The organism is Mesorhizobium sp. L2C084A000, from assembly GCF_000502875.1.
Taxonomy (GTDB): domain Bacteria; phylum Pseudomonadota; class Alphaproteobacteria; order Rhizobiales; family Rhizobiaceae; genus Mesorhizobium.
Map to the genome: position 1 here is coordinate 515,670 of NZ_AYWX01000009.1, position 22,246 is coordinate 537,915.

Consider the following 22,246-nt stretch of genomic DNA (forward strand, 5'->3'; position numbering starts at 1 on the left):
AACGACATGGGGCAGCTAGCTGTCGATCCTCAGCGCAAAGGGCGTGCCTTCAAAGGCATCCGCACCGCGCCCGATCGATTCGATTGCCTCGATCATGCGGCCGTTGCGATCAAGCAGCGCATCGGCCACCGCAATCAGCCGCGGATTGGGTGTCGCCGATGGCGACAGCGTCCGCAATGTCTGAGCCAGTTCGGCCTCATCGCGTTTCGGCGCCAATGCCGCCGCAATGATGTAGGCGGAGGCGGTCGAGCGGCTGATGCCGGCATAGCAATGCACGAGCATCGGCCTTGCCCGGTCCCAGCGGCGCGCGAAATCGAGCAGGTTACGGACATGCTCCTCGCCCGGCATGGTCATGCCGTCCTGCGCCGCCGCGATGTCATGCATGACCAGATGCAGATGGTTTTCTCGGGCGATCGACGCCGGACGGACCACCTCCGTTCCGGCGGCAAGCAGCGACAGCATGCGGTCGGCGCCGGTCCTGGCCACCGTTTCCTCGATCTTTGCCAGCGAACAGACATGGATCATTGTTCCGAACCCTTCGATTGATCCTCGCGCCGCGACGCCCATTCGGCAAGAGCGGTCTCGAGCCGCTGCCATTCCTCCTCACTTCCCGGCAGGCCGGCGCGCAGAACGTCAGGCCGATCGGCAAAATGGCGAAGCAGGATGCCGCGCTCGCCGAGCGCGGCAAACAAATCGGCGGCATTGGTCAAACTGAGGAAACGATACAATGTGGTGCCGCCCGCTACGGGTACGCCGAAGCGGGCCAACAGCGCGTCGAGCCGCGCCGATGCGCCGGCAAGAGATGATCGCATCGCGTCCTGCCAGTCGATGTCGGCAAGCGCGCGGATGCCGTATTCCAGCGCCGGGCCGGCGACGGCCCATGGCCCGAATTGCGTCTCAAGCCGTTCGACCGTCGCTACATCGGAAAGTGCAAACCCGAGCCGCAGCCCGGCCAGGCCGAAGAACTTGCCGAACGAACGCAGGACGACGATACCGCCCTGGCCGACATCGCCGCAGAGGCTATGCTCGCGCGGCCCAACATCCATGAACGCCTCGTCGACAACCAGCAGCCCGCCCTTGGCGCGCAATCCGGCAGCCAGAGCCAGCAACCGGTCGCGCTCGATGACACGTCCATCCGGATTGTTCGGATTGACGATGATGGCAAGGTCGGCGTCCGCCAGGTCAGCGAAATCGCCGACCTCGGTCACCGCGTGCCCGGCGATCACTGCTGCGCGGGCATGTTCGGCGTAGGTCGGACCCAGCACCAGCGCCCTTCCGGGGGTAATCAGCGAGGCGACGCGCGGCAACAGGATCTGCGTGCCCGGTGCCGCCACGATGTTGGCTGGCGACGGCGCCCCATAGGCACTGGCAGCGATCTCTGTCAGCTCACGCGTGCGCGCGGCTTCCGGCAACCGCGACAGCGAGGTGGCGGGCAGGTCGAAAAGCGGGTAGGAGTGCGGATTGATACCGGTCGAGAGGTCGACGAATGGCAGCAGGGCGTTGGGAAAAAGCCCCCTCGCGCGGCCAAGACTTCCACCATGGTCCACAACCGCCCCATTAAGAAGCTTCATGTCAGTCCTGATCGCTTTCCTGTCATTGGCCGTCGAATTCGCCCTCGGTTACCCCGATTGGCTGTTTCGCGCCATCGGCCATCCGGTGACGTGGTTCGGCAGGCTGATATCCTTTCTCGACCACAGGCTCAACCGCGCCACTGATCCCGACGCGCTGCGTCGCAAGCGTGGTGTCCAGGCGCTGCTGGTCATCGTGCTGGTGCCGGCGATAATTGGCCTGGGCGTGCAGATCCTGTTCTGGTTTGTTCCCATGGGCCTCGTCATCACGGCCCTTCTGGCAACGTCGCTTCTGTCGCAAAAGAGCCTCTATGAGCATGTCGAGGCGGTGGCTGACGCGCTCGACACCGGCGGCCTGGCTTTGGGCCGCGTTGCCGTTTCGCGGATCGTCGGCCGCGACCCTGAAACGCTCGACAGGGCCGGCGTCTGCCGCGCGGCGATCGAGAGCCTGGCCGAGAATTTCTCTGACGGCATCGTCGCCCCCGCCTTCTGGACCGGCGTCGGCGGCCTGGCCGGCGGCGCCGCCTACAAGGCCGCCAACACCGCCGATTCGATGATCGGCCACCGCACCCCGCGCCACGAGGCGTTCGGCTGGGCAGCGGCGCGCTTCGACGACTGGATCAATCTGCCGGCGTCGCGGCTGACGGCGCTGCTGATCGTGCTGGCGGCGTTCCTCGTCAAAGGCGCTGATGCGAAAAATGCCTGGCATGCGGTATTGCGCGACGCGAAAAAACATCGCTCACCCAATGCCGGCTGGCCGGAAGCGGCGATGGCCGGCGCGCTCGGCCTGTCGCTCGCCGGGCCGCGCAGCTACGGCGGCGTACTGGTCGACGACGTCTTCATGGGCGAAGGTGGGCGGCGCGAAGCCGACAGCCTCGACATCAGGCAGGCGCTGAAACTCTATCGCGTTGCCGACTATCTGCTGATCGCCCTGTTCGGGTTGGTTTCGGTCGTTGTCATCGTGACGTGATCTCACGCTCCCCCTTGTGGGCAGGGCTATCGCATATGGAATTCCTGAGATGTCTGCCCGGCACGGACCCCCACCCCTAGCCCCTCCCCACAAGGGCGAGGGAGACTTCCGCTGGCGCCGACCCAAGCGAATCGCCTGTCTTTTCGGCGCCAAAGAAGAATTAAAGGCACGCGGCAGCGTTCCCTCCCCCTTGTGGGGAGGGTTAGGGTGGGGGTCCCTCTTCGCAAGAATCCATATGCGATAGCCCTGCCTTCAAAGGGGGTAAGAAGCCTCAGAACTCGATCCCCTGCTGGGCCTTCACGCCCGCGGAAAAATGGTGCTTGGTCACGCCCATTTCGGTGACGAGGTCGGCCGCCTCGATCAGCGCCGGCTTGGCATTGCGGCCGGTGACGACGACATGCAGGTCCTCGCGTCGCGCCTTCAGCGCCGCAACCACTTTGTCGAGGTCGAGATAGTCGTAGCGCAGCGCAATGTTCAGTTCGTCGAGCACCAGCAGGCTGATCGACGGATCGGCCATCAGTTCGAGCACCTTGACCCACGCGGCTTCGGCGGCTGCGATGTCGCGCTTCAGGTCCTGCGTCTCCCAGGTGAACCCCTCGCCCATCGCGTGCCAGACGACGCGGTCGCCGAAGGCGGCGAAAGCATCCTTCTCGCCGGTGTGCCACTTGCCCTTGATGAACTGGACGACGCCGACGCGCTTGCCGTAGCCGAGCATGCGCAGCGCCAGGCCGAAGGCAGCTGTGGTCTTTCCCTTGCCCGGTCCGGTGTTGACGATGAGCAAGCCCTTCTCGACCGTCTTGCTCGCCACCTCGGCATCCTGCACCGCCTTGCGCTTGGCCATCTTGGCGCGGTGGCGTTCTTCGCCCTTATCGTCGATGTCGGTCATGTCATTTCACCTTGAGCGGCAGCCCCGCCACCATCAGCAGCACCGTATTGGCGACAGCGGCGACCTGCTGGTTGAGCCGGCCGGCGGCATCGCGAAAGCGGCGCGCCAGTGCATTGTCCGGCACGATACCCTGGCCGACTTCATTAGACACCACGAACCATGGCCCGCGCGGCCGCGACAGCACGTCCGCCAACCGACGGCATTCAAGCTCGAGATCGTGATCGGCCAGCATATGATTGGTCAGCCACAGCGTCAGGCAGTCGACAAGCACAGGCTGGCTGTCGGGCAAGGCCCCGAGCGCGCCGGCGAGATCGAGCGGTGCGTCGATGGTCGTCCAGCCTTCGCCACGCCGCGATCGGTGCAACGCGATGCGTTCATGCATCTCGTCATCCCAGGCTTGCGCCGTGGCGACATAGGTCCAGGGCGGCGGCAAGGCGGTCGCCAAAATTTCGGCGTGCGCGCTCTTGCCGGAGCGCGCGCCGCCGATGAGGAAGGTCAGTGTCTTGCGATCAGGCAAAGCTGTCGCGCAGGCTGGTCGCGGTGCCGGTGAAGCGGCCACGCACCACACCGACGACCGCGCCGAGCACCAGCCAGAACACCAGATTGGTCACGGTCACCGCCACCACGAACTGGTGATGCAGCCCTTCCGGAATCGCCGTCCCGTAACTGTCGGGCTGCGGTGCACCGACAACATGCGGTGCGACGATCAAAAGGACGGCAAGGATCGCCAGCGGCAGCGACTTGCGGAACGCGATCAGGCCGAGACCGGCAGTGGTTGCCGCCACCGTTGCCCACCACCAAATCTGCCGCTGGGTGAGATCGGCGGCCGGCATGGCCGGCAGTTCCGGCGGCAGGCCGAGGCCCGGCGCCAGCGTGAACACGGCAAAGCCGGCAAGGCCCCAGAACACGCCCTGGCGCCAGCCACCGATGCCGCCGGCGAATTCGGAGACCGCGACCAGGATCAAGGCGAAGCCGATGCCGGTGACGATATTGGCAAGCACGCTGAAGGCGAAACGCTCGAAACCCTCTGCCGGCGCCCAACCTTCGTCTGCCGGAGCGGCTTCCGCCGCAGCCGGGGCAGCAGAGCTCATCGCATCTCCCGCCGGAGCAGTTGTGCTCATGGCATTGCTATCCGTTGCGGCCGGAGCGCCATGGTCATGGTGATGCCCGCCGCCCGCCTGTTCGTAAACTTCCGCCTTCAGGATCAGCGGCACGGTGGCATAGGCCTGCAGGCAGGCGAGGACGACGCCGGCCACGAGCCCTGCGATCGCCGCGATGAACACGACGTTGCGAAACAGATTCATGATGTCAGCCCCTCGTCAGTGGCAGGGAAACGCCATCGAATGGCGATAGTCGTGAGCCGCATTATGGACGGCATCGATATGCGAGAAGCCGACAAAGCCCATCACGAAAATGCCGAGCAGCGCGGCAAGCGCGAGCTGCATGAAGCGCGACTGCGAGGAGACGGAGGCGCCGAGGGAGACGGAAGCGGTAGTCATGTCTTGTCCTTTCGCCCTCCACCCGAGGGCATCGAAGTCAGTTTCCTGTCGCCGGCAGGTCTCCTGGCTCACGGATCAGCGTCCTTCCCCACCTTCCCGAAGAAAAAATCCTCAGTGGTTTATGGAGAGGACTACCGCACACAGTTGCGGGGGCAGCCACGGCATTGGGCGAAATTCGCCCTCACCGCATTCCCTCTTGGCTCCAAAATGGAACCGGCGACACCGGTGACTATAGGCAGAATCCTCGCTTCCGGCAAACCAAATTCCGCCGGTGACCATTGCGAATGCGCCATGAAGGTCAAAGTGATTTCGGCAGATAGCGCCACGTCACAAAGCCGCAGACCGCCGCCAGCAGGCCGAGCGTGACGAACACCGAGCCCAGGCCGAAGAAGGCCAGCGCCACCGAATAGACCAGCGGCGGCGTCAACTCGGAAAAGTCGATAGGTGCGGTAGACCGCTGCCATCTGAGATCTTTCATAGGAGCGCACCGAGCGCATGAAGGCGGTCGAGCCGAGGGCGTCGAGCGCAATGGTGAAGAAGGCACCACAGAGCAGGAAGGCGCCGGTAAGCAACGGCACGGTTTCGCCGACGAAGCCCGCCGCCAGCAGCGCGGCTGACATGGCGAAATAGGCAAATGTCATGGTTCCGCGGCCACCAAAGCGCTTTCCTGCCTTGCCCCAGAAAATCGCCATGAACAACAGCGCGTTGCCGGCCGAAACCAGCAGGCCACCGGCCAGCTTGCCCTCGCCCGTGATGACCATGAACAGCGGCCCATAGACGAAGAACGTCGTCCAGAAGCAGGAGCGGCCGAAGGCAATCAGCCAGGCCAGTCTGAGCCTGGGCTGCGCGACGAAACGGCCGATATTGGCGAGCGGATTGACAGGGCGCGTCTTGCCCGGACGGATGGACTGGTTGTCGCCGAGGCGGTAGGTCCAGAACAGCGCCAGCAGGGCAAACGCGAACACCGCGACCGCACCATGCGCGGCATAGATGCCGAAGCGCGTGTAGAGGAAGATGCCGAGCGTCGGCCCACCGGTCCAGGCCAGCATCGACCACGCCATGCGCAGCGATTCGGCCTGCATGAAGTCGGTCTTGCGGATGTGGTCCATGATGTAGAGGTTGAGCGTGATCGACAGCGCGCTGGCGCCCATCACCCGGCACAGCATGCCGGCCAGTTGCCCGGCGAGCGTGTCGGTGATGAAGAACAGCGAGCCGACGGCCAGCAGGCAGGCGCCTGATGTGTAGACCCAGCGGCGGGCAAAACGGCGGATCAGCATCGGCATGAACAATGTCACCGACAGGCCGAGCATCGCCACGACTGTGTAGAGCATCGACACGATCTGCTCGTTGTGCAGTATCTCGTAGGCCTGGATCGGGATGACGCTCGACACCGTGGCGCGGGCGAAGGATTCAACCGCATAGAGCGACGCGAAGGTGCGCGCGTCCGCGGCCTTGAGAGCCGGCAGCCAGATCGGATGGCGCACATGGGTGGACATTGCTTTCCCCGAAGCAGATTCACCGGGTGAAATCTGACGTGGCGACCCCAGTGCCAATAAGAGGAAACCGACGTGCATCCGGCAAAAGCGAAGCCGGCCAAAGGCTTCCCGGCACTGGCCCAATGCCGCGGCCGATCCGGCGTTATCGGCAGGATTGCCGGTCTTCTTTTGTGCGGGGCAACCGTGATAGTCCTCCAGCGGGGCTGAATCAGAATGCGAGACCATGAGCATCCAAACGCCGACCGCACCCGTTCAGGATCGACCAAAGCGCATCGTCGCCATCGACATCGTGCGCGGCACCGCGCTGATCGCCATGGCAAGCTACCATTTCACCTGGGACCTGGAGTTCTTCGGCTATACCGATCCCGGCCTGACCGCCTTCGGCTGGTGGAAGATCTACGCGCGCGGCATCGCTTCGACCTTCCTGTTCCTGGTCGGCGTCAGCCTGTATCTCGCCCATGGCCGACAAATCCGCTGGAACGGCTTCTGGAAGCGGTTCGCCATGGTCGCCGGAGCCGCGATCGCGATATCGGTCGTCACCCGTATCGCCACGCCGGATGGATTCATCTTCTTCGGCATTTTGCACGAGATCGCGCTGGCCAGCCTGCTCGGCCTCGCCTTTCTGCGGCTGCCGGCACTGCTGACGCTTGTCGTCGCCGCGCTCGTCATTGCGGCGCCTGTCTATCTGCGCCTCGAGGCGTTCGATCACCCATGGCTGTGGTGGGTAGGCCTGTCGGCGAACAATCCACGCTCCAACGACTACGTTCCGTTGTTTCCATGGTTCGGCGCCGTGCTTGCGGGCATCGCGGTGACGAAACTCGCCGCCGGTTCAGGCGTGCTTACCCGGCTTGCCGAATTGGCGCCCGGTCGCTGGGCCAACCCGCTGGTCTTTATCGGCCGGCACAGCCTGGCGTTCTACCTGATCCACCAGCCATTGCTGATCGGCTGCGTCTGGCTGTTCTCGCAGATCATGCCGGCGCAGGTCGAAACCCCGCAGGTGAATTTCCTCAAAACCTGCCAGCTGTCCTGCGAGCAGTCGCGCGACACCGAGTTCTGTACGAGCTACTGTGTCTGCATGCTCGATACGCTCGAGGGCGAGGCGACGCTTGATCGGCTCTACAACAACGACCAGACTGCGGAATGGAAGACGCATCTGTCCGATCTCGCCGGCATGTGTACCGCCAAGACGGACAGCAAGTTGATGGAGGAAGGGGTCAAATGACCGAGAACCAGCCGAAGCCGGGGCTCATACCGTGGCCGCCGCTGATCTACACCGCCGCCATCGCCATCAGCATCGCGCTGGGCCTGCTCTATCCCCTGCCCTGGATCGGTGACCTCCTGGGCGACATTCTTTTCGCCGCCGGCTGGGTGGTGCTGCTTGCCGTTGCAGCGCTCTGGGTCACCGCGATCCGCACCATGGTCCGCGCCAAGACCACGCTGAACCCGAACGCTGTGCCCGATCACCTGGTCACCACGGGTCCCTTCGGCATCACCCGCAATCCGATGTATCTGGCCAACACCCTGCTGTTGATCGGCGTCGCCTTTGTCTCGGGCATCGTGTGGTTCCTGCCGCTCGCCTTCATCGCCGCCTATGCCACGCAAAAAATGGCGATCGAAGGCGAGGAAAAGATGCTGGCGGCAAAATTCGGCAAGAAATACCGCGACTACGCGAAACGCGTGCGCCGCTGGATTTGAGCTGGCGCTCCGGTTTCCATCGCGGAGAGGTTTTGACAGGTGCACACTTCGGCGATTAGCCTAAGTCTTGCGAACTTCGTCATCCTAGGGCGAAGCAGGAGCGCAGCTCCGTCGCGGAGACCCTAGGATCCATGCCGTGACCTCGGTCTAGGAGTGCAGCGGAGCAAAGTTCTGCGCCGTCGCGGTGCATTGCAGAAGGAATAGACGTTTCCGCTCATTCCGAACGCTAACGCGCGATAGAATCCAGTCCGCTCAGGNATCCTCGCGCTTTTCCTCGATGCGCTTGATCATCAGGTTGAGCTGGCCGACTTCGCCGGGCGGCTCCCTGTACATCTGGATGATTTCGCGGATTTCGTTGATCGAGAAACCAAGCCTCTTGCCGCGCATGATCTGACGGATGAGGTGGCGGTCGGAGGGGCGAAACAGCCGCGTGCGGCCACGCCGCACCGGCTGCACCAGCCCTTCGTCCTCGTAAAAGCGCAGCGTCCGCGTCGACACATCGAACTCACGGGTCAACTCGGTGATCGAATAATATTCTCGCATTGCCACTCCCGCACGCCGAAACCAAGGGGCGATCGCCATGCCGGCGTCACCCTTATGTCCCGAACCAAAACCCATGCCATGCCGGAATCGACATGGCGCCCCGCGCAAGCCTCGCACGGCATTTACGTAAAAGTCAATTAAGCCAAAAGGCGTGCCTTCAGGGCACACCGAACCACCACGTGGCAATGCCGAGAAATGCAAAGAAACCGACGACGTCGGTAACCGTGGTGACGAAGACCGCCGAAGCGACCGCCGGATCGATCTTGAAACGATCGAGCAGCAGCGGAATCAGGATGCCGGCCAGGGCGGCCACGAACATGTTGATGATCATCGCCGCCGCGATGATGCCGCCCAGATTGGGGTCACGGAACCAGGCTGCCGCAACGATGCCGATCAGGATGGCGAAGACGATGCCGTTGATGAAGCCGACACCCATCTCGCGGCGAATGATGCGGCCGGCATTGTAGATGTCGAGATCCCTGGTCGCCAACGCCCGCACGGTGACGGTCATGGTTTGCGAGCCGGCATTGCCGCCCATGCCGGCGACGATCGGCATCAGCACCGCCAGTGCGACGATATGTTCGATCGTGCGGTCGAACAGGCTGATCACCGACGCCGCCAGGAACGCGGTCAGAAGGTTGATCAGCAACCACGGAACGCGTGATCGCGAGGTCGAAAAGATGCTGTCGGAAAGCTCTTCGTCGCCGACGCCGCCCATGCGCATCAAATCTTCCTCGGCCTCCTGCTGGATGACGTCGACGACATCGTCGATGGTCAGAACGCCAACCAGCCGTTCGTTCTCGTCGACGACTGCGGCCGACAAAAGATCGTACTGCTCGAATTCCCGCGCCGCCTCTTCCTGGTCCATGGTGGCCGGAATGGCGTGCCGCGTCTCGTGCATCACTTCCTCGACCTTGACCGAACGCTTGGTGCGCAGGATCTGGTCGAGGTCGATGGCGCCGAGCAGCTTGAAGCTCGGATCGATGACGAAGATCTGGCTGAAGCGCTCGGGCAGGTTGTTGTCTTCGCGCATGTAGTCGATGGTCTGGCCGATCGTCCAGAACGGCGGAACCGCGACGAACTCGGTCTGCATGCGGCGGCCGGCCGTCTCTTCGGGATAATCAAGCGAGCGGCGCAGCCTGATCCGCTCGGTGAACGGCAGTTGCGACAGGATCTCGTCCTGGTCTTCCTGGTCGAGATCCTCAAGAATGTAGACGGCGTCGTCTGAATCGAGCTCCTGCACCGCCTGCGCGATCTGCGCATTGGGCAGATTGTCGACGATCTCCATACGGATCGCCTCGTCGACCTCCGTCAGCGAGGAGAAGTCGAAATCGGCGCCCAGGAGTTCGACCAGCGCGCGGCGCTGTTCGGGATGCAGCGCCTCGAGCAGGTCGCCGAGTTCCGACTGGTGCAGGTCGTCGACTTCATGCTTGAGGGTCAGCGTGTCGCGGTCGGCGATCGCCGCGCCAATCCGCGCAAGGAAGGACGAAAGCACGGCGCCGTCCTCGCCATAGATATCGGCGTGGTTGTCCTCGGCGGCCCTGGCGCCGGTCGTCCGTTCGTGCTCGCCTTCCACCAGCGCCTCCCGCCACAAGAATCCCGGAAAAGGTGCAAATCAGGTCTAGAGCATCGGACCCAAAAGGGGAAACCGGTTTTGGGAGAATCCGATGCTCAGAAAGAAAGTGGCGTAAAGTGCGGGAATATCAAACGAAATGCGCCCGGCCCGCAGCGGGCGAGACCGGTACAAATCGGACTCTGGGAAGAGAATGGTGCGGTCGAGAAGACTCGAACTTCCACGGGTTGCCCCACAGCGACCTCAACGCTGCGCGTCTACCAATTCCGCCACGACCGCACGTGGTAGAGCCGGAACCGACCGGCTCGCGGCGTGTAGCAAATCGTTTCCGGCGAAACAAGTGCACGGCAAGCAATAATGTCAGGCGATTGGCATAATGCTCCACAGGGCTCGAATGCAGCCCCGGAACTGGACGTTTGCGCCTAATGTCGCCATATGGAAGGCAGGTTGATGTCACCCAAAGGTGCGGCGCGGTTTTGGGACGCGACATGCATAAGCGAAAAGACGATACGCCATGCCCGAACGCAGCCAGATCGCCACGTCGTTCCTGCCGCTCCCCGGTTCAGCACCGGTCGAATGGCTGATCGAGCCCGGCCTTACCGCCTATCCCGAAGCACTTGCCTTCATGGAGGCGCGCGCCGAGGCGATCCGCAGCGGGGCCGCCGGCGAGATGGTCTGGCTGGTCGAACACCCGCCGCTCTACACGGCCGGCACCAGCGCCCGCGGCGAGGATCTGATCGACGCCGACCGCTTCCCGGTGTTTTCGGCGGGACGCGGCGGCGAATACACCTATCATGGGCCGGGCCAGCGGGTCGCCTATGTCATGCTTGATCTGAAGCGGCGGCGCGAGGACGTCCGCGCCTTCGTCGCGGCGCTCGAACAGTGGATCATCGGCACGCTCGCCGCCTTCAATGTGCATGGCGAACGCCGCGAGGACCGGGTCGGCGTCTGGGTCGTGCGGCCGAATCGCCCTGCCCTGCCGGACGGCTCGCCGGCGGAGGACAAGATCGCGGCCATAGGCATTCGGCTGCGGCGCTGGGTGAGTTTTCACGGCATCGCCATCAATGTCGAGCCCGATCTCGACCATTTCAGCGGCATCGTGCCTTGCGGCGTGCAGGACCACGGCGTCACCAGCCTCGTCGACCTCGGCCTTCCCCTGACCATGGCCGATCTTGACCTGGCGCTGAAATCCGCCTTCGAGGATGTGTTCGGTCCCGCCACGGTCTTGTCTGTCGAAGCCGAGCGCAAGGCTGGTTGATTTCTGCTGATCCGGTACGGCTCAAATTAGCTGAGCGGAGGCCCACAAGACGCCGTATCCATGAATGTCGAATACCGCCAGCAACGCTGCCGCCATGGCGAAGCGGTCGATGGTGCGGATCGGCTTCAGCTCGTGACGCGGCTTTATTCCGCTGCTCATCGTCAGCAGGCTGAGGATCGAAAACACCGCTCCCGTCGCGAGCAGGAAGTTGGAGGAAAAGCCGGCCTGCCAACCCACGGCCAGGAAAGCCGAGAGCAGGAAGAAGGAAGCCAGCGCCAGCGCGACCGGCCCCGGACAGATCTGGCGCAGCACCTGACCGCCGTCGAATTTCCACACCGGCACCAGATTGGCGATGTTGAACAGTGCGGCAAAGCCGGCCAGGGTCGCCAGCAGGGCCGCCGCCAGCCGGTGACCTTCCGCGCCGGCAAAGGTGCTGGCAGCGATCACAACCGGCACCAGGAATGCGGAGAAGCCGGCGCCCATCAGCGCCACGAAGGCCACCTCGAAACGGCTGTCATAGGGCCGCCCGCCAATGGCGATGCCGCCGAGCAGCGGAATGAATATCATCCGTGCCCGGTTGTGGCCCATAAGCCGAAACGCCGCCATATGGCCAAGCTCATGCAGGGCGACCACCGATGTGAGGATCGCGGCCAGTGCCAGGCCGCCGAAGTGAAGGCCGAAGAATGGCCACAGGATCAGCGCCGAAAGCCCGGCGAAACCGACCTGGCTCAACGGATGCTCGAACCAACCGCCCTTGCGATACTCCCCGGTCCGCGCCCAGCGCTGCAGCTTGGAGAGTTCGCGGCACAGGGCGAAATAGCGGAACACCAGGAAGGCGACGCCGCGATAGCGATCGGTCTGGCTGAGCGTCACCCGCGTGCTGGTGCCTTCGGAAACGAGTTCGGCGGTTTCGGAAAAGTCCTTCCAGAACGAAGCATCGAGCGCGGTGTCCTCAATGACACGCATCGAGAAGCTGATACCTTCGACGACGTCCTCAAACCGCGACTTGCGTTCGATCGGCTTGCCGTCGCGACCTTCCCACGACAGCGTGATGCGGGCCACGCCCTCGCCGTCCGGCGCCTCGGCGGAAAGGATCTCACCGGACCAGCCGGCATCGCTGCCGAGCGGCCACAGCGCCTGCCAGAGGCGCTGACGATCCATTGCCACCAGACGGGTCAGCCGGACCGTGCGCAAACCAAGCGGCACGGTCATCAACAAAAAGATCAGCCCGAGATTGCTGGCCACCAGAATGGCCGTGACGATGGGCGACACCTGGACGTTGCTCCCTGTCTTGCCGGCGCACCCTAACGCCGCGACGGCAAGAAAAGCTTAACGGCGGAACGGCCTTCGACCGTGCAGGAACAGCGACGGCGAACGCCGCCAAATCACATGGCTCCGATCCAGATCGCCATGGAAACAAGGAACGTGCTCATGCAAACCAGTGAGATGACATCCTGAACCAGATCGGTCATAACTCTCTCCTGTTGTTGATATGTTCGCATTTTGTTCTAGTTTTGTCTCAAAGTCAACGGGCACGATCCGCCCGCATCCGGATTTTTGCGGCGATCAGATCGGCAGGGTTAAGAAAAGGTTGATGGGCGTCGGACGGTGCTACGTGGTGAGATCGCAGCCTTTGCGATTAGCCAATACACCCATTGCTTCGTCATCCTAGGGCGGAGCAAGGAGCGGAGCGACGCGCACAGACCCTAGGATCCATGCCGTGACCTTGGGGCGATGCTACGGTGCAGAATTATCGCTCTGATAAAGGTCGCATATCCTCGACCCCTGCATTTGTCTCGAAAGTAACGGCATGGATCCTAGGGTCTACGCTCCGCTCCGCGGAGCTCCGCCCTAGGATGACGACATCGGAGACTAAAGCGGCACCACTTTGCCGTCGGCCAGGGTGACGCGCCGGTCCATGCGCGATGCCAGTTCGTGATTGTGGGTGGCGATCAGCGCTGCGAGGCCCGATTGCTTGACCAGTGCCGCCAGCGCCTCGAACACATAAGACGCGGTGACCGGATCGAGATTGCCGGTCGGCTCGTCCGCCAGCAGCACCAGCGGCGCATTGGCAACCGCGCGGGCAATGGCGACGCGCTGCTGCTCGCCGCCGGAGAGTTCGGACGGCCGGTGCGACGCGCGCTTGCCGATCTGCATGTAATCGAGCAGCTGCGCCGCGCGCTCGGCCGCGTCCTTGCGGCTCAGCCCTTTGATGAGCTGCGGCATCATGATGTTTTCCAGCGCCGAGAATTCCGGCAGCAGGTGATGGAACTGGTAGACGAAGCCGACATCGTTGCGGCGGATCGCCGTGCGCTCGTCGTCGGAGAGCCGTCCGCAGGCACGGCCGGCGAGGATGACGTCACCCGCGTCGGGCCGCTCCAGCAGGCCAGCGGTGTGCAGCAGCGTCGACTTGCCGGTGCCCGACGGCGCCACCAGTGCCACCATCTCGCCGCGCTTCAGCGCGAAATCAGCGCCATTGAGAATGGTGAGCTTGCGCGGCCCCTGGACATAGTGCCGCTCGACGCTCTTCAGCTCGATAATGACCTCGGCCACTACTCGTACCTCAAGGCTTCGACCGGATCGAGACGCGCGGCCCGCCATGCCGGGAACACCGTTGCCAGGAAGGACAGGCCGAGCGCCATCAGGACGACATAGGTCGTCTCGCGCGGATCCATCTTCGCCGGCAACTGGCTGAGGAAATAGAGCTCCGGATTGAACAGCACCTTGCCGGTCATCCATGAGAAGAACTGGCGGATGGATTCGATGTTGGTGCAGATCAGCACGCCGAGCAGCACACCGGCAAGCGTGCCGGTCACGCCGATCGCCGCGCCCGTCATCAGGAAGATACGCAGGATGGCGCCGCGCGACGCTCCCATGGTGCGCAGGATGGCGATGTCGTGGCCCTTGTCCTTCACCAGCATGATCAGGCCGGAGATGATGTTCAGCGCCGCCACCAGCACGATCAGCGTCAGGATCATGAACATGACGTTGCGCTCGACCTGCAGCGCGGAGAAGAAGGTCTCGTTGCGCTGGCGCCAGTCGACCATGTCGATCGGCCGCTGCGCCGCCGCCTCCACCTTCGGTTTCAGCGCATCGACATCGTCGGGATTGTCGACATAGATCTCGATCGTCTGCGCCCGCCCGTCCATGTTGAAATAAAGCTGCGCTTCCGAGAACGGCATGTAGACGATGGACGTGTCATATTCGGACATGCCGACTTCGAAGATCGCCGCGATCTTGTAGCCCTTCATGCGCGGCGTGGTGCCGATCGGCGTCACGTCGCCGTCGGGCGAAATCAAGGTGATGGTATCGCCAAGCGTCAGGCCGAGATTCTCGGCCATGCGCTTGCCGATGGCAACGCCGTCGCCGGAGTCGAAATCGGCGATCGAGCCCTGCTTGATGTTGCCGGCAACGATGGCGATCTTGCTCAGATCCTCACCGCGGATGCCGCGCACCAGCGCTCCGGTTCCGCCGCCGACATTGCCTTGCGCAAGCACCTGGCCATCGATCAGCGGGATCGCGTATTTGACGCCTGCTACACCGTTGATGCGGCTGGCGACCTGCGCATAGTCCTCCAGCGGCGAATCGAGCGGCTGCACGATCAGGTGGCCGTTGACGCCGAGGATGCGCGTCAAAAGCTCCGCCCTGAAACCGTTCATCACCGCCATGACCACGATCAGCGTGGCGACGCCCAGCATGATGCCGAGGAAGGAGATCGAGGCGATCACCGAGATCACCGTCTCCTTGCGCCGCGAACGCAGATAGCGCCAGGCGACCATGCGCTCGAAGATGGAAAAGGGTCCGGCGCCGACCGATCTTGCCGCCACCGCCTCGCTCATGCGGCGGCACCGAAGCGCTTTTTCGCGTCTGCGGTGGGCAGCGTCTCGCGCTCGCCGGTCTTGCGATTCTTGATCTCGATCTCGCCGGCGGCGACACCGCGCGGGCCGACGATCACTTGCCAGGGCAGGCCGATCAGGTCGGCGGTGGCGAACTTGCCGCCGGGCCTCTGGTCGGTGTCGTCATAGAGCACGTCCTTGCCGGCGGCGACGAAAGCGGCATGCAGCTCGTCGCAGACGCGGTCGCACTCGGCGTCGCCCGCTTTCATGTTGATCAGCCCGATGTCGAACGGCGCCACCGCCTCCGGCCAGATGATGCCGTTGTCGTCATGGCTGGCTTCGATGATCGCCGCGACCAGCCGCGACGGACCGATGCCGTAGGAGCCTCCGGAGACGAAATGATCCTTGCCGTCGGGCCCAGTCACCTTGGCGCCCAGGGGCTTCGAATATTTGTCGCCGAAATGGAAGATGTGGCCGACCTCGATGCCGCGCGCCGAAACCTTGTCGCTCTCGCCGATCTTCTCCCACGCCGCCTCGTCATGCATCTCGTCGGTGGCCGCGTAGGGTGTCGTCCAAGTCTTCACGATATCGCCGATCTCGGCGGCATTGGCGAAGTCGGTCTTCTCTCCGGGCACATCGAGCGAAAGATAGTCGCGGTGGCAATAGACCTGGCTCTCGCCGGTGTCGGCCAGGATGATGAATTCATGGCTGAGATCGCCGCCGATCGGCCCGGTGTCGGCCCGCATCGGTATTGCCTGCAGCCCCATGCGCGTAAAAGTCCGGAGATAGGACACGAACATCCTGTTGTAGGCCGTCCTGGCGCCCTCGAAGTCGAGGTCGAAAGAATAGGCGTCCTTCATCAGGAACTCGCGCGAACGCATGACGCCGAAGCGCGGCCGCACTTCGTCGCGGAACTTCCACTGGATGTGGTAGAGATTGAGCGGCAGGTCCTTGTAGGACTTCACATAGGCGCGGACGATCTCGGTGACCACTTCCTCATTGGTCGGGCCGTAGAGCATGTCGCGGTCCTGCCGGTCCTTGATGCGCAGCATCTCCTTGCCGTAGTCGTCATAGCGGCCGCTTTCGCGCCACAGATCGGCCGACTGGATGGTCGGCATCAGGATTTCCAGCGCACCGGCGCGATTCTGCTCCTCGCGAATAATGCGGCAGACCTTGTCCAGCACTCGCTTGCCGAGTGGCAGCCACGAGAAACTGCCCTGCCCCTGCTGGCGGATCATGCCGGCGCGCAGCATCAGCCGGTGCGAGACGATCTCGGCCTCGCGCGGATTTTCTTTGAGGATAGGCAGGAAATAGCGCGACAAACGCATGGACTGGTCCGTGAGTGAGGATGGCCGCGTCAGAATCGGCGCGACTTTGGCTTGCTTGACCCGGCTTCATAGCCATTTCAAGGCGGAATGGGAACCCGGACGCTTCGGCCCGAAAGCGGCAATCGATTTTCAAAAAGCACGGGATAGCCGGGATCAGAAGCGTCGCACCGTCCTTCGCCCGCCTAGAAGACCCACGGCGCTGCAAGGCCTCCCGGTCACCGCGCGCGTCTTGATGATCGTTCGCCAAGCAACGCCTGCCACACTATTGTGCAGTGCAGCACGAGAATGCCCGTTTCAAGGCAAAATTCTTCGTGACATTTTCATTCGCCTTAGGCTAATGTACCTCGATAACCGAGAGGGTAGAAAAAAATCTGCTCTCCTACGCGGTCAAAGTCTTGGGAGGATGCGATCTAGGCGCGGTTACTCGCTGCCGCCGGAAACCGGAAACAGATCGGACGCGTTTAAATTGCAAGGCCTCGTGCCTTGCATTTTTTTTGTGCAATCATCTGCTTAGCGCAATGCGTTGCCAAACCACCTTACCTAGCGTCAGCGCTCGTCCGGCCGCAAAACGGCACGGCATTCCTGTCTGGAACCAAGCTGTTCCGACGGATGAAAACGTCTTTGCCGGACAAATCTTCTTGGGCCGGGATCGGCTATTTGGCTGGGGTTTGGCTGAATTCCGGCACGATGTGCGGGATGTCGTTGAGGCTGTATCCCAGCCCATGCGTCAGGCCATAGAAAATGCCCATCAGGATCGCGGTGGCGATGGTGGTGCGGATCACGGCGCGCAGCATGTGAGGTCCGCGCGGCGCGCTCGGAACCGTGCCAAGCGTCACGTCACGATCGTCGTCCTGCGTCCTCACGCTGAACGGCAGCACAGCGAACAGCACCACCCACCAGGTCGCGAAAAACAGGGCGGTGAACGAAACCCAGCTCATGATTGCTCCAGTTCGATCAGCGTTCCGAAGAAATCCTTCGGATGCAGGAACAGCACCGGCTTGCCGTGCGCGCCGATCTTCGGATTGCCGTCGCCCAGCACGCGGGCGCCGGCGGCCTTGAGCTGATCGCGCGCGGCCAGGATGTCATCGACCTCGTAGCAAAGATGGTGCATGCCGCCGGAGGGGTTCTTCTCCAGGAAGGCGGCGATCGGCGACTCTTCGCCCAAAGGCTCCAGAAGTTCGATCTGGGTGTTGCCGACATTGACGAACACCACCGTCACCCCATGCTCCGGCAGCGCCTGCGGCGCGGTCACTTCGGCACCCAGCGTGTTGCGATAAGCGGCGACGGCGGCCGCCAGATCCGGCACGGCAAGCGCGACATGGTTGAGACGTCCGAGCATTGGCACTCCCAGGTAAGGGAGTAGGGGAATAAGGGAGTAGGGGAAGACAGATATATCAGCTGCTTGCTCTTCCTATTCCCCTATTCCCCTATTCCCCTACTCCCTTTCGTCACCTTGTGACGAATACAGTCACCAGCGGCTTCTTGCCCCAGGCTTCGTTGGCGGCGCCGCGCACGGCGCGCCGCACTGCTTCCTGCACCAGGTCGAGGTCTTTTCGGCGCTGACGGGGGATCGAGTCCACCGCGCCGATTGCCGCATCGATCATCAGATCTTCCAGCGACTCGCCACGGCCATCGGCCTCTGCGACACCGATGGCGACCAGGTCGGGATCGCCGGCAAGCTCATATTTGTCGTCGAGCACGACATTGACCGCGACATGGCCGGCAAAGGACAGCTTGCGCCGGTCACGGATGCCCATCGCCTGATCGGTGCCGATCAGTCTGCCATCCTTGTAGATACGGCCGAACGGCACCTGATCCATGATGGTGGCTGGGCCGGGAGCAAGCCTGAGCATGTCGCCGTCGCGCACCTGCGCCACCTGGCCGATGCCCGATGTCGACATCAGCGAGCCCTGCGCCACCAGATGTGCCGCCTCGCCATGCACGGGAACGCCGATCTGCGGGCGCACCCATTCATACATCTTGCGCAATTCGCTGCGCCGCGGATGGCCGGAGACATGCACCAGTGCATCGCCGTCCTCTATGATCTTGACGCCGAGGTCGATGAGACGATTCTTGATCTCGAGGATCGCCTTCTCGTTGCCGGGAATGGTACGCGAGGAAAACACCACCGTGTCGCCTGCCGTCAGTGACACCGACTTCATCTCTTCGCGCGACAGCTTGGCCAGTGCGGCCAACGGCTCGCCCTGGCTGCCGGTGCAGATGATGACCAGGTTTTCGCGCGGGATGAAACCAAAATCCTCCTCGGCGATGAACTCCGGCAGACCGTCCATGTAGCCGAGTTCGCCGGCCACATCGATGACCCGCTTCAGCGAACGGCCAAGCACCAGGCACTGGCGTCCGGCATCGCGCGCCGCCTTGGCAATGGAGACGATGCGTCCGACATTGGAGGAAAACGTGGTGACGGCGACACGGCCCTTGGCCGCCTGGATGACGCCCTTGAGGCCCTCGCCCACAGCCACTTCCGAAGGCGACTCACCTTCGCGCAGCGCATTGGTCGAATCGCAGATCAGCGCCAGAACGCCCTTGTCGCCATAAGCCCGGAAACGCGCCTCGTCGGTCTTCGGCCCGATGGTCGGTTCCGGATCGATCTTCCAGTCACCGGTATGGATGACAGTGCCGACCGGCGAGGTGATCGCCAGCGACATCGGCTCGGGAATCGAGTGCGCGACAGGAATGGCTTCGATCTCGAACGGGCCGACGGTGAATTTTTCGCCCGCCCGGTAGATCGTCACCGGTATTTTCGGCGCGCCCTGCTCGCCTTGCCGCTTGGCTTCCAGCAGGCCGGCGCTGAACGGCGTCATCCAGACCGGTGCCTTCAGCTTCGGCCATGTGTCGAGCAGCGCGCCGTAATGGTCTTCATGCGCGTGCGTGATGATGATGCCACGCAGATTGGCGAGGTTCTCCTCGATGAAGCGCGTGTCGGGCAGCACAAGGTCGACGCCCGGCAGGCTGGCATCAGGGAAGGTCACCCCGACATCGATGACGATCCATTCGCGCGCATTGGGCGGCCCGTAGCCGTAAAGAGCGAAGTTCATGCCGATCTCGCCGACGCCGCCGAGCGGCACGAAGACGAGTTCGGCGGTTTCCGCTTTCGCCATGATTTTTCCCTTCCTGGCCCTCAGGCCAAGCCCAAAAAGCAATTCCGGGAAAAGTGTGTAACGGTTTTCCCACCGGAGTTGCGCAAAAACAAACAGTTAGAACCGTTCATGAACGGCCCTATGCCCTGGCCGAAGCGACCGCGCCGAAATGCACATCGCCGGCGGCGATCGTCCGAACCGAACCTTCATCGTCGCGGATCACGAAACGGCAGTCCTCGTCAATGGTCTCGAACACCCCACGCACCACATTACCGTCAATTCTGACAGCAACCTCGCCGCCGAGCCCCGCAGCACGATCAAGCCACCGACGCCTGACGGCGGCAAGTCCGCGCCCCTCATCCCACAACCGGGCATTCTCGCTCCAGGCATCCGACAGCGCCAGGAACAGTGTTTCCGCATCGCATGCCGCACCCAGCGCGCTGAGTGATGTTGCGGGATAGGGCAAATCCTCGGGGTATGCCACCACATTGACGCCGATTCCGACCGCCACCGCGAAACGGCCGCCTTCCAGAATTGCCGATTCCAGCAGGATGCCGGCCAGCTTGGCGCCGGAGGCAAGCACGTCGTTCGGCCATTTCAGCTCGAAACGGTTTTTCCCTTCGCTGCCACCGTCGAGGCCGATGGCGATCCGGCCCTTCGGCACCACGGCATCGAGTGCATCGGCCAGCGCCAGTCCGGCGACGAAGCCCAGCGTCGCGGCAAGGCGAAGCTCTGCCTTGGTGATGACCAGTAGCGTCGCCGCGAGGTTGCCTTCTGGCGTCGCCCAGACGCGGCCGCGCCGGCCACGCCCACTTTCCTGTTTCTTGGAAACGACCCACAATTTGCCGGGGTCGCCTGCCCTTGCGTGGTCCAGTGCCAGCGCATTGGTGGAGCCTACGCTCTCATGCGCCTCGAGCCGGAACCCATCCGACGCCGAGGTTGGAGCCAGCCGAAATGCCATGCCGACTAGAAAAACGTCTTGGCGGCGGCTTCGGCATAGGTGCCGATCGGCCCGCCGATCAGCACGTAGAACAGCACGAAGGCGCCGGAGACGCCGAGCACGACACGCAATTCCGTCGCCATCGGCACGAAGCCGCCGACCGGTTCGTCGAACCACATGATCTTGATGATGCGCAAATAGTAATAGGCGCCCACCACCGAGGCCAGCACGCCGATGATCGCCAACGCATAGAGATTGGCGTTGATGGCGGCGAGGAAGACGTACCATTTCCCCCAGAAGCCGGCGAGCGGCGGGATGCCGGCCAGCGAGAACATCAGGATGGTCAGGATCGTCGCCATGATCGGATTGGTCGACGACAGGCCGGCCAGCTCGCTGATCTGCTCGACATTGCCTTCCTTGCGCCGCATGGCGAGGATGAAGGCGAAGGTGCCGAGCGTCATCACCAGATAGATCAGCATGTAGATGGCAACGCCGCGCACGCCGGCCTGGCTGTTGGCGGCAAGGCCGACCAGCGCATAGCCCATATGGCCGATCGAGGAATAGNACGCCGCGCACGCCGGCCTGGCTGTTGGCGGCAAGGCCGACCAGCGCATAGCCCATATGGCCGATCGAGGAATAGGCCATCAGCCGTTTGATGTTGGTCTGGCCGATGGCGGCGAAAGCACCAAGCGCCATCGAGGCGATCGAGATGAAGACGATGATCTGCTGCCAGTCGGAGGCGATCGGCTTGAACGCACCCATGGTGACGCGCACCATCAGCGCCATCGCCGCCATCTTCGGTGCTGCCGCCAAAAAGGCCGTCACCGGTGTCGGCGCGCCCTCATAGACATCTGGCGTCCACATGTGGAACGGCACCGCCGAGATCTTGAAGGCAAGGCCGGCCAGCACGAAGACGAGGCCGAAAACGAGACCGAGCTGGCGCTCGCCGCTGCCGAGCGCAGAAGCGATCTCCTGGAAGCCGGTGTTGCCGGTGTAGCCGTAGACCAGGCTGATGCCATAGAGCAGCATGCCCGACGACAGCGCGCCGAGGACGAAATATTTGAGGCCAGCCTCAGTCGAACGCAGATTGTCGCGGTTGATCGCGCACAGCACGTAGATCGCCAGCGACTGCAGCTCGAGGCCGAGATAGAGGCCGATCATGCCATTGGCGGAGATCATCAGCATCATGCCGAGCGTGCAGAGCAGGATCAGCACCGGATATTCGAACTTGTCGAAGCGTTCAGCCTTGGCGAAGCGCATCGACATCACCAGCGTCACCGCCGAACCGATCAGCGCCAGCACCTTCATGAAGCGGCCGAAGGAATCCTGGATGAAGGCATTGCCGTAAGCGCTGCCCTGCCCGGTCCGGAAGATCAGCCAGGCGCCCGCGATCGCCAGAACGGCAACCGCAAGGCCGGTTACCGTGTTGGCCGTGTTGGCGCGCGAATAGGCTCCGACCATCAGCAGCGCCAGCGCGCCGACGGCAAGGATCAGCTCTGGCGTCGAGAGCGACAGGCTGGAGAGAAGGTCCGGCGTCATGGTTCGCAAAACCTCTG

General features: G+C 63.2%; 19 protein-coding genes, 1 tRNA gene, 3 pseudogenes and 1 riboswitch. Of the genes and pseudogenes, 4 read left to right on the plus strand and 19 right to left on the minus strand.

Features of this window, described 5'->3' with window-relative positions; genetic code table 11:
- Window positions 1–15: 15 nt before the first annotated feature.
- Window positions 16–525 (minus strand): tyrosine phosphatase family protein, encoded by a 510-nt coding sequence (locus X735_RS145740; RefSeq protein ID WP_023812360.1) that lies wholly within the window; start codon window positions 523–525, stop codon window positions 16–18.
- Window positions 522–1,571, minus strand: a complete 1,050-nt coding sequence (gene cobD, locus X735_RS145735) for a threonine-phosphate decarboxylase CobD (RefSeq protein WP_023812361.1) — start codon at window positions 1,569–1,571, stop codon at window positions 522–524. The genes X735_RS145740 and cobD overlap by 4 nt, the downstream gene beginning before the upstream one ends.
- Here cobD and cbiB point away from each other — a divergent pair.
- A complete protein-coding gene (gene cbiB, locus X735_RS145730; RefSeq protein ID WP_023812362.1) occupies window positions 1,570–2,538 on the plus strand; it encodes an adenosylcobinamide-phosphate synthase CbiB in 969 nt (322 codons plus the stop codon). The two genes, cobD and cbiB, sit on opposite strands and share 2 nt — an antisense overlap.
- A gap of 271 nt (window positions 2,539–2,809) precedes the next feature.
- Here the strand turns inward: cbiB and cobO are convergent, their stop codons facing one another.
- The 5 genes and pseudogenes from cobO to X735_RS01000000166050 form a co-directional block, all read right to left on the minus strand.
- Window positions 2,810–3,424, minus strand: coding sequence for a cob(I)yrinic acid a,c-diamide adenosyltransferase (cobO, locus tag X735_RS145725; protein ID WP_023812363.1), 615 nt, complete (start codon window positions 3,422–3,424; stop codon window positions 2,810–2,812).
- A 1-nt stretch (window position 3,425) separates the two neighbouring features.
- Window positions 3,426–3,941: a bifunctional adenosylcobinamide kinase/adenosylcobinamide-phosphate guanylyltransferase gene (gene cobU / locus X735_RS145720; RefSeq protein WP_023812364.1), complete on the minus strand. Its 516-nt coding sequence runs from the start codon at window positions 3,939–3,941 to the stop codon at window positions 3,426–3,428.
- On the minus strand, window positions 3,934–4,728 hold the full coding sequence (locus tag X735_RS145715) for a CbtA family protein (RefSeq protein ID WP_023812365.1): 795 nt from the start codon (window positions 4,726–4,728) through the stop codon (window positions 3,934–3,936). Before X735_RS145715 ends, cobU begins: the two co-directional genes overlap by 8 nt.
- 15 nt (window positions 4,729–4,743) lie before the next feature.
- Window positions 4,744–4,923 carry a CbtB domain-containing protein gene (locus X735_RS145710; RefSeq protein WP_013531117.1) on the minus strand — a complete coding sequence of 60 codons (180 nt, stop codon included), beginning with the start codon at window positions 4,921–4,923 and terminating at the stop codon, window positions 4,744–4,746.
- A 35-nt stretch (window positions 4,924–4,958) separates the two neighbouring features.
- Window positions 4,959–5,156, minus strand: a riboswitch (cobalamin riboswitch).
- A 65-nt stretch (window positions 5,157–5,221) separates the two neighbouring features.
- Window positions 5,222–6,419 (minus strand): annotated as a pseudogene (locus X735_RS01000000166050) (MFS transporter).
- A gap of 223 nt (window positions 6,420–6,642) precedes the next feature.
- On the opposite strand from X735_RS01000000166050, the gene X735_RS145705 reads away from it, so the two are divergent.
- Together X735_RS145705 and X735_RS145700 are read left to right on the plus strand one after the other, a co-directional pair.
- Window positions 6,643–7,641 carry a DUF1624 domain-containing protein gene (locus X735_RS145705; RefSeq protein ID WP_023812366.1) on the plus strand — a complete coding sequence of 333 codons (999 nt, stop codon included), beginning with the start codon at window positions 6,643–6,645 and terminating at the stop codon, window positions 7,639–7,641.
- Window positions 7,638–8,114 carry an isoprenylcysteine carboxylmethyltransferase family protein gene (locus X735_RS145700; RefSeq protein WP_023812367.1) on the plus strand — a complete coding sequence of 159 codons (477 nt, stop codon included), beginning with the start codon at window positions 7,638–7,640 and terminating at the stop codon, window positions 8,112–8,114. The genes X735_RS145705 and X735_RS145700 overlap by 4 nt, the downstream gene beginning before the upstream one ends.
- 264 nt (window positions 8,115–8,378) lie before the next feature.
- On the opposite strand, the pseudogene X735_RS145695 reads toward X735_RS145700, so the two are convergent.
- The 3 genes and pseudogenes from X735_RS145695 to X735_RS145685 form a co-directional block, all read right to left on the minus strand.
- Window positions 8,379–8,657, minus strand: a pseudogene (locus X735_RS145695) (MerR family DNA-binding transcriptional regulator); the annotation flags it as partial.
- A gap of 157 nt (window positions 8,658–8,814) precedes the next feature.
- On the minus strand, window positions 8,815–10,233 hold the full coding sequence (gene mgtE / locus X735_RS145690) for a magnesium transporter (RefSeq protein ID WP_023812369.1): 1,419 nt from the start codon (window positions 10,231–10,233) through the stop codon (window positions 8,815–8,817).
- Window positions 10,234–10,424: 191 nt separating this feature from the next.
- Window positions 10,425–10,509, minus strand: a tRNA-Leu gene (locus tag X735_RS145685).
- 235 nt (window positions 10,510–10,744) lie between these two features.
- Between X735_RS145685 and lipB the strand changes: the two genes are divergently transcribed.
- Window positions 10,745–11,488 carry a lipoyl(octanoyl) transferase LipB gene (lipB, locus tag X735_RS145680; RefSeq protein ID WP_023812370.1) on the plus strand — a complete coding sequence of 248 codons (744 nt, stop codon included), beginning with the start codon at window positions 10,745–10,747 and terminating at the stop codon, window positions 11,486–11,488.
- Window positions 11,489–11,509: 21 nt separating this feature from the next.
- Here the strand turns inward: lipB and X735_RS145675 are convergent, their stop codons facing one another.
- From X735_RS145675 to nuoN, 9 genes and pseudogenes are all read right to left on the minus strand, one after another.
- Entirely contained in the window at window positions 11,510–12,760 is a 1,251-nt protein-coding gene (locus X735_RS145675) for a site-2 protease family protein (RefSeq protein ID WP_023812371.1), read from the minus strand.
- Window positions 12,761–13,360: 600 nt separating this feature from the next.
- Window positions 13,361–14,089 carry an ABC transporter ATP-binding protein gene (locus tag X735_RS145670; protein WP_196815336.1) on the minus strand — a complete coding sequence of 243 codons (729 nt, stop codon included), beginning with the start codon at window positions 14,087–14,089 and terminating at the stop codon, window positions 13,361–13,363.
- On the minus strand, window positions 14,041–15,327 hold the full coding sequence (locus tag X735_RS145665; RefSeq protein ID WP_023812373.1) for a lipoprotein-releasing ABC transporter permease subunit: 1,287 nt from the start codon (window positions 15,325–15,327) through the stop codon (window positions 14,041–14,043). The genes X735_RS145670 and X735_RS145665 overlap by 49 nt, the downstream gene beginning before the upstream one ends.
- Complete coding sequence (proS, locus tag X735_RS145660; RefSeq protein WP_023812374.1) at window positions 15,324–16,652, minus strand: proline--tRNA ligase; 1,329 nt, start codon at window positions 16,650–16,652, stop codon at window positions 15,324–15,326. Before proS ends, X735_RS145665 begins: the two co-directional genes overlap by 4 nt.
- 653 nt (window positions 16,653–17,305) lie before the next feature.
- Window positions 17,306–17,590, minus strand: a complete 285-nt coding sequence (locus tag X735_RS145655) for a DUF1467 family protein (RefSeq protein WP_023812375.1) — start codon at window positions 17,588–17,590, stop codon at window positions 17,306–17,308.
- A complete protein-coding gene (mce, locus tag X735_RS145650) occupies window positions 17,587–17,991 on the minus strand; it encodes a methylmalonyl-CoA epimerase (protein WP_023812376.1) in 405 nt (134 codons plus the stop codon). Before mce ends, X735_RS145655 begins: the two co-directional genes overlap by 4 nt.
- A 109-nt stretch (window positions 17,992–18,100) precedes the next feature.
- A complete protein-coding gene (locus X735_RS145645; protein WP_023812377.1) occupies window positions 18,101–19,771 on the minus strand; it encodes a ribonuclease J in 1,671 nt (556 codons plus the stop codon).
- 118 nt (window positions 19,772–19,889) lie between these two features.
- Window positions 19,890–20,711 (minus strand): biotin--[acetyl-CoA-carboxylase] ligase, encoded by an 822-nt coding sequence (locus X735_RS145640; protein ID WP_023812378.1) that lies wholly within the window; start codon window positions 20,709–20,711, stop codon window positions 19,890–19,892.
- A gap of 5 nt (window positions 20,712–20,716) precedes the next feature.
- Window positions 20,717–22,229, minus strand: a pseudogene (gene nuoN / locus X735_RS01000000166055) (NADH-quinone oxidoreductase subunit NuoN).
- Window positions 22,230–22,246 lie beyond the last annotated feature (17 nt).

Bases quoted from the DNA above. Each gene is read 5' to 3' on its own strand.
- X735_RS145740 (WP_023812360.1), bottom strand. From the start codon at position 525: ATGATCCATGTCTGTTCGCTGGCAAAGATCGAGGAAACGGTGGCCAGG.
- cbiB (WP_023812362.1), top strand. From the start codon at position 1,570: ATGTCAGTCCTGATCGCTTTCCTGTCATTGGCCGTCGAATTCGCCCTC.
- cobD (WP_023812361.1), bottom strand. From the start codon at position 1,571: ATGAAGCTTCTTAATGGGGCGGTTGTGGACCATGGTGGAAGTCTTGGC.
- cobO (WP_023812363.1), bottom strand. From the start codon at position 3,424: ATGACCGACATCGACGATAAGGGCGAAGAACGCCACCGCGCCAAGATG.
- X735_RS145715 (WP_023812365.1), bottom strand. From the start codon at position 4,728: ATGAATCTGTTTCGCAACGTCGTGTTCATCGCGGCGATCGCAGGGCTC.
- X735_RS145710 (WP_013531117.1), bottom strand. From the start codon at position 4,923: ATGACTACCGCTTCCGTCTCCCTCGGCGCCTCCGTCTCCTCGCAGTCG.
- X735_RS145705 (WP_023812366.1), top strand. From the start codon at position 6,643: ATGAGCATCCAAACGCCGACCGCACCCGTTCAGGATCGACCAAAGCGC.
- X735_RS145700 (WP_023812367.1), top strand. From the start codon at position 7,638: ATGACCGAGAACCAGCCGAAGCCGGGGCTCATACCGTGGCCGCCGCTG.
- lipB (WP_023812370.1), top strand. From the start codon at position 10,745: ATGCCCGAACGCAGCCAGATCGCCACGTCGTTCCTGCCGCTCCCCGGT.
- X735_RS145670 (WP_196815336.1), bottom strand. From the start codon at position 14,089: ATGGCGGGCCGCGCGTCTCGATCCGGTCGAAGCCTTGAGGTACGAGTA.
- X735_RS145665 (WP_023812373.1), bottom strand. From the start codon at position 15,327: ATGAGCGAGGCGGTGGCGGCAAGATCGGTCGGCGCCGGACCCTTTTCC.
- proS (WP_023812374.1), bottom strand. From the start codon at position 16,652: ATGCGTTTGTCGCGCTATTTCCTGCCTATCCTCAAAGAAAATCCGCGC.
- X735_RS145655 (WP_023812375.1), bottom strand. From the start codon at position 17,590: ATGAGCTGGGTTTCGTTCACCGCCCTGTTTTTCGCGACCTGGTGGGTG.
- mce (WP_023812376.1), bottom strand. From the start codon at position 17,991: ATGCTCGGACGTCTCAACCATGTCGCGCTTGCCGTGCCGGATCTGGCG.
- X735_RS145645 (WP_023812377.1), bottom strand. From the start codon at position 19,771: ATGGCGAAAGCGGAAACCGCCGAACTCGTCTTCGTGCCGCTCGGCGGC.
- X735_RS145640 (WP_023812378.1), bottom strand. From the start codon at position 20,711: ATGGCATTTCGGCTGGCTCCAACCTCGGCGTCGGATGGGTTCCGGCTC.